The 6,163-nt window shown below is 70.6% G+C and carries 4 protein-coding genes and 1 pseudogene; 2 read left to right on the top strand and 3 right to left on the bottom strand.

Annotation, left to right across the window (positions count from 1 at the left end; genetic code table 11):
- Positions 1-620 (bottom strand): annotated as a pseudogene (locus tag AC08OX_RS06900) (glycosyltransferase); the annotation flags it as partial.
- A 351-nt stretch (positions 621-971) separates the two neighbouring features.
- On the opposite strand from AC08OX_RS06900, the gene AC08OX_RS06895 reads away from it, so the two are divergent.
- The gene (locus AC08OX_RS06895; RefSeq protein WP_476607054.1) at positions 972-2,129 is read left to right on the top strand and encodes a glycosyltransferase family 2 protein; all 1,158 of its coding nucleotides are present in this window, start codon (positions 972-974) and stop codon (positions 2,127-2,129) included.
- A 260-nt stretch (positions 2,130-2,389) separates the two neighbouring features.
- Positions 2,390-3,301 carry a glycosyltransferase gene (locus AC08OX_RS06890; RefSeq protein ID WP_476607053.1) on the top strand — a complete coding sequence of 304 codons (912 nt, stop codon included), beginning with the start codon at positions 2,390-2,392 and terminating at the stop codon, positions 3,299-3,301.
- A gap of 120 nt (positions 3,302-3,421) precedes the next feature.
- On the opposite strand, the gene tyrS is transcribed toward AC08OX_RS06890, so the two are convergent.
- Together tyrS and AC08OX_RS06880 are read right to left on the bottom strand one after the other, a co-directional pair.
- Positions 3,422-4,708, bottom strand: coding sequence for a tyrosine--tRNA ligase (gene tyrS, locus AC08OX_RS06885; protein ID WP_476607052.1), 1,287 nt, complete (start codon positions 4,706-4,708; stop codon positions 3,422-3,424).
- Between the two features lie 136 nt (positions 4,709-4,844).
- The coding region (locus tag AC08OX_RS06880; protein ID WP_476607051.1) for a S8 family serine peptidase at positions 4,845-6,163 on the bottom strand (1,319 nt) is incomplete at its 5' end.

Raw genomic sequence — 6,163 nt, 5'->3', positions numbered from 1 at the left:
CCGACGGGCAGGAACGGCGGCAGGTGGAACGTTGGGATGCTCGCCCGCGTACGCCGCCAGTTGTGGTCTTCCAGCGAGATGTCCGCGATGCAGGTGATGAGCGGAGAGTGGTGCATCGAAAGCTCCGCCAGCCGCAGTTTGTGATACTCCAGCTCGTAGGCGACGGCGCGCGGCCCCGAGCTGTTGCGGGCCAGCACCCGGAAGAACTCCGAGTCGACGTTGTGCGCGCGCACCAGATGCGGCAGCTGCCAGATCCGGGCGACCTCCTCGCCGAGATGCGACGTCCGGCAGCTGTAACTGATCACGGCGTCGGCTCGTGGCGGTGTCGACTCCAGCGCGCGGCGCAACGGACCGACCGGCCGGGATGCGTGCATGAATGGCCGGGCCGTCAGGTGTGCCCGTGGGCTGTCGTCACGAGGCAGCCGGATGACGGCCGAACCCGGCACGGCCTCCTCGTACACGGCGATATCCAGGTTCTCCCGGGAAGGCACCAGGACCTGCATCCGAACGCCGGCCGCGGAAGCCGCGGTGAGGAAGCTGAAGGTCTCCACCCGGCCGCCCGCGTCCGCCGGGAGAAACGGTTCCTCGACAACGACGATCCAGCGCGTGGAGTCGCTCACCGGACAACTGTAACGACCGTGGGGTCGGGTAACGACTGCGGGCTCGGTACTCGCGCGGGGTGTCGCGGACAGTTCCAGGTAGATGACAAGAGTGTCGTGAGGTGAGGGTGGGGTCGAGGTGCGCGCAGGTCCGCCGGGGGTCCATCCGATTCCGCGGGACGACTTTGGCGCGGTGCGGGTGCCACGGCTGCGCGGCGTCATGGCGTCAATGGCGCCGTACCGCAAAGGACGGAGCCGTTGGTTGTGGCTGACCGGCGGAACGCTACGGTAACCGCCATGACAGGTGTCCGGACCATCGGTCGAGGTGCCGCTGTGGCGGCGCTGGGAGCCACAACCGTTTACGGTCACGTCTTGTATCCGATCTATATCGGATTGCGCAGCCGTGGTCTGGAGTCGACGGCACCGCCGGACCCTGAGATCTGGCCGGGACTGAGCGTGGTCGTCTCCGCCTATCGGGAGTCGGCGGTGATCGGGGCGAAACTGGATGAACTCACCCGCACGGACTATCCCGGGCCGATGGAGATCATCGTCGTGGCCGACGATCCGGAGACGGCCGAGGCCTCGCGCCGGCCCGGCGCGCGGGTGCTGTCGTCCGGGGAACGCCTCGGCAAGGCGCGGGCGGTCAACCGGGGAGTCGCCGCCGCCACCCACGAGCTCGTGGTGCTCACCGATGCGAACGCTGTGCTCGCGCCCGGTGCCCTGCGGGCAGCCGCCCGTCATTTCACCGACGAGGCGGTCGGCGCGGTGGCGGGGGAGAAGCAGGTTGACGATCCCGACGGAGCCCAGGGCTTCTACTGGAAGTTCGAGTCCTGGCTGAAGCGCTGCGAGTCGGCGACCGGCGCGACCATCGGCGTGGTCGGCGAGATGCTGGCCTTCCGCCGCCAGGCGTTTCGGCCCCTGCCCGCGGACGTGGCCGTCGACGATGCCTGGCTGGCTCTCGACATCCTCGAAGGGGGGCTGCGGGTCGTCTACGAACCCGAGGCGTACTCGATCGAGTCGTCGAGCCCGGACTACTCGGCGGAGTGGGAGCGGCGGACCCGGATCGTCGCTGGCAACCTCGACATGCTCTGGCGGCGCCGGGCGGCGCTGGTGCCCGGCGCGCTGCCGGTCACCCCGCAACTGTGGGGCCACCGGCTGGTCCGCTCGTCATTCGGCCCGTTGGCGCAGGTTGTCCTGGTGGGGCTCGCCCTCCCGGCCGCCCGCCGGAGCTGGATCGCCCGGCTGTTCCTGGCCGGCAACGCCGTCGGCGCTGTGAGTACCGCGGCGCTGCTGACCGGGCGCACGCCGCCCGGCCCGACCCGCCTGGTCGCGCAGGTCTTCTTCCTGCAGGCCGTCGCGCTCGGCGGGGTGCGGCGTTTTGTGGCCCGGGACCGGCCCGCCGTCTGGCCCAAGCCGGAGCGGCCGGCCGTGGCCTCCGCGACGTCACCGGCGTCCCCGGGGTCGGTCCTGCCACCGGGGCAGACGACGCCGCCTGGCCCGCCGACCGAGCTGGCGCCGGCCGGCAACTGACCTACTCCGGCAACTCACCTACTCCGGCAACTGACGCCGCTGACGCCGGCCGGGACCGGCCTCGACCGGAGAACCCACCGCGGTCCGTCACCGGCTACGCCTATCGAAATACCACCCGCCATGGGGCGGGAATACCGTGTGGCGCAACACCGCAACACCGCAACACCGCAACACCGCAACACCGCAACACCGCAACACCGCACGAGGCGTGGATATCCACCTGAGTGCGCGTCAGCACACGCAGTGAGGAGCGTGCCGCCATGTCCGTCGAGAAGCCCAACCGGTCCAGGTGGCAGTACGAGCTGGTACTGGTCAGTTTTCACAGCCGTGGCCAGCTCGAGCAGCTCTTCGCGACCCTTCCGTTGGACATGCCGGTTGTGATCATCGATAACGCGGAGGGCGTCGACCGCGTTGACGAGCTGATCGCGGACCGGCCCAACAGCCGTTACCTCGACTCCGGTGGCGGCAAGGGATTCGCGAAGGCCGCCAACATGGGCATCCGTTCGTCGCGCTACGAGTACGTGGTGCTCGGCAACCCGGACAGCCGGCCCACCGTGGAGGTCATCGACACGCTGGTCGACGACCTCATCGCCGATCCCGAACTGGTGACCAGCGCGGCCACCATGAAGGGGCACGACGACAAGCCCGAGCTCGGTAACGGCGGCTGGGAGCCGACGCCTCGCCGGGTGCTGCTGCACGTGCTGGGAGCGCACAAGGTGGCGCCGAGCTCGGCGCTGTTCGCCCGGCCGACACCGGGCCGCCCGATGAACCCCGAGTGGCTGACCGGCGCCTGCATGGCCGTCCGCCGGTCCACCTTCCTCGAACTGAGCGCCTTTGATGAGACGTTCTACGTCTACAACGAGGACATGGCGCTCGGCCGGGCGATCCGTGAGGCGGGGCTGCGGCAGAAGCTGCGCACCGATCTGCTGGTACCCCACGGGGCGGGAGGTTCCGGGGCCGGTAAGACATGGATGCTGCAGATGCGCGGTGCGTCCATGGTGCGTTATCTGCGTAAGCACAATGCGCCGGCTCGGGTGAACGTGATGCGCTCGATGCTCGTCGCCGGCTACGCCGGGCGTACGGTGCTCTCTCGGGCCCGGGGCAGGAAGGCAGTGGCCGACGAGCACGCCGCATATATCAAGGGCCTGCTGGTCGGACCGCCGGCCCAGTAGCCGCGCCCGTTCCTCGTTCGTTCCCTGCCTGTTCAGTGGGCTGTTTGTTCGATTCGTCCCTCTGGCCAGGCGGGGAAGTGAACAGTGAACTCGGTGGTCCCGGGCTCGCTGGTCCCGGGCTCAGGTGAAGCGGGCTACCCGCCATTCCCGGCGACCGCGGCGGACCAGGATGACCGAGCCGTGCAGCAGATCCTTGGTCCCGACGGTGGCTTCCACGCCGACCCGTTCCCCGTTCACCAGGACCGCATGGTTGCCCAGGTGCTCGCGCGCATCCCGCTTGCTGCTGGCGAGGCCGGTGGCGATCAGCAGATCGACAACCGGCCAGCCGTCATCCTCGAGCCGGGCGGCCGGCTCCTCGACCGTGGGTACGTCGGCGAAGACGTCGGAGAGCAGATCCGCGCCGATCGCCTTCACGTCCCCGCTGAACAACGCCGCCGACGCCGCCTCGGCCGCGTCGACCGCGGCCTGACCGTGCACCAGTGCGGTGATCTCCCGCGCCAGGCGACGCTGCAACGCCCGCTTACCCGGAGCCTCGGCGTGCTCGGCGAACAGCCGCTCCAGCGGCTCACGGTCGATGAGCGAGAAGAACAGGGCGAACCGGCGTGCCTCGTCGTCGGACAGATTGATCACGAACTGGTACAGGGTGTATGGCGAGGTGCGGTCGGCCGAGAGCCAGACCGCACCCTTCTCCGACTTGCCGAACTTCGTGCCGTCCGAACGCAGCAGCAGCGGGCAGGTCAGCCCGTGTACCTGGGTGCGCAGCACCCGTCGCACGTAGTCGATCCCGGCGACGATGTTGCCCCACTGGTCGGAGGCGCCCATCTGGAGGGTGACCCCGTGGTCCTCGCACAGGCGGCGGAAGTCGTACGCCTGGAGCAGGGAGTAGCTGAACTCGGTGTAGGTCAGGCCGACGTCGGGATCGTCCAGCCGCCGGCGCACCGAGTCACGGCGGACCATCTCGGTGACGGGGAAGTGCTTGCCGACGTCCCGCAAAAATTCGATCATTCCGAGTCCGTCGAGCCAGTCGGCGTTGTCGACGAACTGCGGGAGCTGGCCGGAGTCCAGGGCCCGGGCGAAGACGGACTCCATGATCTCCTGTTGTCCGAGCATGTTCGTCCGTACCTCCTGGGCGGTGAGCAGGCTGCGTTCCACCGACTTGCCCGACGGGTCGCCGATCAGACCTGTGCCACCGCCGAACAGGGTGACCGCGCCGATCCCCGCCCGTGCGGCCCGGATCAGCAGGGTCATCGGCAGCAGGTTGCCGATCGTCAGCGAGGGGGCCGTCGGGTCGAAGCCGATGTAGCAGCGCCGCCGTCCGCTGTCGAGGTGCTCCCGCAGTTCGGCGGGATCGGTGCTGTCGTGGAGGAGTCCACGCCAGGACAGCTCGTCCAGGAGCGCATGTGTCATGGGACCATGGTAGAAGTGGCGCGCCGGTCCACCGTGTCACGGCGAGATCACCCGGTAGGGGAGCTCGGGCGGACGCGGCTGCCCGTGCGGCCCGGTCCCGCCCGCGTCGCGCGCTGCCAGGCGTACAGCAGATGTGTCACGATCCCGAGCAGGACGCCCAGCGAGGCCGCAATCCCGAGCCCGGCGGTCCAGACCAGTGGCGAGGGTTTCGATGATCCTGGGCCGGCTGCGCCGATCGGACCGGTGTTCGTGAGTGTGGCGCCGGCCCCGTGGGTCGTCGCGTCGCCGGCGGATCCCCGGGCCTGGCCGCCGGGCATGATGCGGCCGGCGGCCGGCGCGGGCCCCCCACCCCCCAGCGTGTCGGTGCCGACAGCAGCGGATTGCTCCTGACCACCGGCACGGCCCGGGTCAGCGCCGCGACGGGGTCGACGATGCCAAAGCCGAACTCATCGTCGCGGCCAGGAGAGCCCGCATCCCGCGCGGTGTAGACGAGCCGCTCGATGACGTTGGGTGCGTCCAGGTCCGGCTGGGCGGCCCGGATGAGGGCGACAACGCCCGCGACGATCGCCGCGGAGTTCGAGGTGCCGCCCCCGGTGTCCAGGCCGTCCGGGGAGACCCGGGTCGGGACGGGGGCCCGGATACCGGGGGCCGGCGCGGCGATGACGGCCCGCGGCCCGTGGGCCGATTCCCGCCAGAAACCACCAGCGGCCGTCGATCCGGTCACCGCGACCACCCCCGGGATACTGGCGGGGGAGTTGATCGCGGTGTCGCCGGACTCGACGTTCCCCGCCGAGGCGACCACCACCACGTCGTGCGCGAGGGCGTAGCCGACCGCTTTCTCCTCGTCCGGGGTCGCCGTCCCCGCCGAGCCCAGGGAGAGGTTGATGACGTCGGCGCCCAGGTCGACCGCCCGGCGGATGCCGATCGCGACCTCCTCCGAGTTCGCCTCGGCGCCGGTCGAGACGGGCAGGATCTTGGCGGCCGGGGCGATGCCGCGGACCTCGGGCCGGCCGTTGTCGTTGCGACCGGCGATGATGCCCGCCATGGCGGTGCCGTGGCCGTTCGGATCATCGTCGCGCCAACCGTCCCGCGCCGCCCCGGGGCCGATGCCGGTACCGGGAAGCAGCTGACCCCACAACTTGGGTTGGCTGGCGTCGACCCCGCCGTCGATGACGGCCACCACCGTGCCCGCGCCCTGGCTGATCCGGTGCGCCTGGGCGAGTCCCAGGACAGCGTGGTACCACTGCGAGCCTCGGGCGGGCGCGATCGGAGCCGGGCCGGGCCCGGCCGCATGCGGCGGGACGGCGGCGCCGGCCGGAGCGGTCGTCATCACGAGGCCGACCAGCAGCGCGAGGCCGACCAGCAGGCCGGGCATGGCGCGGTGGTGCATGAGGGGGTCCTGCCTCCGGGGCTGCCGCTCGGCGGGCGTGGCTGATCGTGTCCGGTTACGCGCCC

The organism is Frankia sp. CoBUL1, assembly GCF_978021245.1.
Note: the sequence above shows the minus strand (reverse complement) of the source record. Positions and strands in the feature narration are given on the sequence as shown.